The organism is Flavobacterium sp., from assembly GCF_049318185.1.
Classification (GTDB): Bacteria; Bacteroidota; Bacteroidia; order Flavobacteriales; family Flavobacteriaceae; genus Flavobacterium.
On the sequence record NZ_JBMOGV010000192.1, the window covers coordinates 1 to 2,844 of the forward strand.

At 35.1% G+C, this 2,844-nt stretch carries 2 protein-coding genes; both read right to left on the minus strand.

Annotated elements, in window-relative coordinates; all coding sequences use genetic code 11:
- Positions 1-53: 53 nt before the first annotated feature.
- Entirely contained in the window at positions 54-2,444 is a 2,391-nt protein-coding gene (locus ACOYLT_RS11375) for a 3-hydroxyacyl-CoA dehydrogenase/enoyl-CoA hydratase family protein (RefSeq protein ID WP_422853960.1), read from the minus strand.
- A 97-nt stretch (positions 2,445-2,541) separates the two neighbouring features.
- A partial coding sequence (locus tag ACOYLT_RS11380) for a MarR family winged helix-turn-helix transcriptional regulator (protein ID WP_422853961.1) occupies positions 2,542-2,844 on the minus strand: 303 nt, incomplete at its 5' end.

The following is a 2,844-nucleotide window of genomic DNA, read 5'->3' on the forward strand; positions in this document are numbered from 1 at the left end:
CTTTTCCTACCGCTGTTCTGTATCCTTTTACTATGTAGGCTGTTTTCATAATTTTAATTTCTCAATGGTTTTCCTTTAGTTAACATAAACTGAATTCTCTCTAATGTTTTTCGCTCTGTACACAAACTCAAGAAAGCTTCTCTTTCAATGTCTAATAAATATTGTTCGCTTACTAGAGTTGGTTCAGATAAATCTCCACCAGCCATAACATACGCTAGTTTATTGGCAATTTTTTGATCGTGTTCTGAGATGTATTTTCCGGCCACCATTTGGTCAGTTCCTACTAAGAACATTCCAAGTGCTTGTTGTCCTAATACTTTTACATCAGTTCTACGAATAGGTTGTGTATAACCAGCTTCAGCTAATAATAATGCGTGTTTTTTAGCTTCGGCTATTTGGCGGTCTTTATTGACTACGACAATATCTTTTCCTTTTTGTAAAACGCCCATGTCAAAAGCTTCGTAAGCCGAAGTGGCTACTTTTGCCATGGCAACTGTCATGAAATATTCTTGTAACACATTTAGTTCTACATCGTTTTTACGGAATAAGTCGGAAGCTCGTAAAGTCATTTCTTTAGAACCACCACCGCCAGGAATTACACCAACGCCAAATTCTACTAAACCTATGTAGGTTTCTGCTGCAGCAACCACTTTATCGGCATGCATACTCATTTCGCACCCACCACCAAGTGTCATTCCGTGTGGCGCTACGATTACTGGAATTCCTGAATAACGCACACGCATCATCGTGTCTTGAAACATTTTGATTGCCATGTTTAACTCGTCGTATTCTTGTTCGACTGCCATCATGAATATCATTCCGATATTGGCACCAACTGAGAAATTAGCACCTTGGTTTCCGATAACTAATCCGTTGTATTCTTTTTCAGCAAGGTCAATGGCTTTGTTAATTCCCATTAAAACATCACCACCAATAGTATTCATTTTTGACTGAAATTCAAGGTTTAAGATACCATCACCTAAATCATGAATTACAGCACCACTGTTGCTCCATACTTTCTTGCTTTCGCGAATATTATTAAGGATAATGAAACTATCTTGTCCAGGAACTTTGGTTTGCGTTTTAGTAGTAATAGAGTAGAAGTAAGTTGCACCTTCTTTTACAGTGTAGAAGCTAGAATTTCCAGACGCTAGCATTTCAGTAACCCATCTTGCTGCTTGATAGCCCTCGGCTTGCATCAAGGCAATACCTTTTTCAACACCAATGGCATCCCATATTTCGAAAGGTCCGTTTTCCCAACCGAAACCAGCTTTCATGGCATCATCAATTTTATATAATTCGTTTGATATTTCAGGAATTCTGTTGGAAACATAAGCAAACATTGAAGAAAATGATTTTCTGTAAAATTCACCTGCTTTGTCTTTTCCTTTTACGAGAACTTTAAATCTATCAATAGGTTTATCGATAGTTTTTGTTAGTTCTAAAGTAGGAAAAGAAGCTTTTTTGACAGAATGATATTCTAAAGTATCTAAATCTAAAGAAAGGATTTCTTTATCTACTTTTTTATAAAAACCTTGACCTGTTTTACTACCAAGCCATTTGTTTTCCATCATTTTAATAATGAAATCTGGTAGTTTGAACAGTTCGTGTGCTTCGTCATTTGGACAATTTTCATAAATTCCGTTAGCAACGTGCACCAATGTATCTAACCCAACCACATCAACAGTTCTAAACGTAGCTGATTTTGGTCGGCCAATTACTGGTCCAGTTAGTTTATCTACCTCTTCAATAGTTAATCCCATTTCTTTTACCAAATGGAATAAACTTTGAATACCAAATATTCCAATTCTATTGCCAATAAATGCTGGAGTATCTTTGGCTATAACCGATGTTTTACCTAAATATTTGGAACCGTATTCAAACAAGAAATCCAATACCTCTTGAGAAGTTTTTGGTCCAGGAATGATTTCGAATAATTTTAAATAGCGTGCTGGATTGAAGAAATGCGTTCCACAAAAATGGGCTTGAAAATCATCACTTCTTCCTTCACTCATAAAGTTGATTGGAATTCCAGAGGTGTTGGAAGTAATCAAAGTTCCTGGTTTGCGGAATTTGTCGATTTGTTCAAAGACTAATTTCTTGATATCCAAACGTTCGACAACCACTTCAATTATCCAGTCGTAATGGGCTATTTTTGCCATATCATCAGTGGTGTTTCCAGTTGTAATTCTGCTGGCGAACTTCTGACTGTAAATAGGGGATGGGTTTGATTTTAAAGCATTTGCTAAATGTTCGTTAACCAAGCGGTTGCGAACTACTTTACTTTCTAAAGTCAATCCTTTTTTTTCTTCGTCTTCGGTAAGTGCATTTGGGACAATATCCAAAAGCAATACTTCAACACCAATGTTGGCAAAATGACAAGCGATTCCCGAACCCATAATTCCGGATCCTACTACTGCCACTTTTTTGATTATCCTCTTCATTTATGTTATTTTAAATTATAAATTTTGAATTTTAAATTATTTGGTCTCATTTATTTTGAATCATTTAGAATTTATAATTCAAATTTAAAAATAGACTTTAAAATATTTTTTTTTCTGTAATTAATTCATTTATTGTGTCGGCAACTTCCATGAAATTTTGAAGTTTTTCTTCAGAAATATTCTTTCGAATGGACTCATTAAATTTTATAACAGTTTCCTTAGACTGTGCTCTCATTTGTTTTCCAAAATCAGTTAAGTAAATTAAAACACCTCTTCCATCATCTGGATTTTTCTTTCGAATGATTAATCCTTTTTCTTCTAATGTTTTTAGTGTTCTTGTCAAACTAGTAGCTTCCATTCCCATTCTAGCACTAATAGCTGTTGATGGCGTTCCATTTTC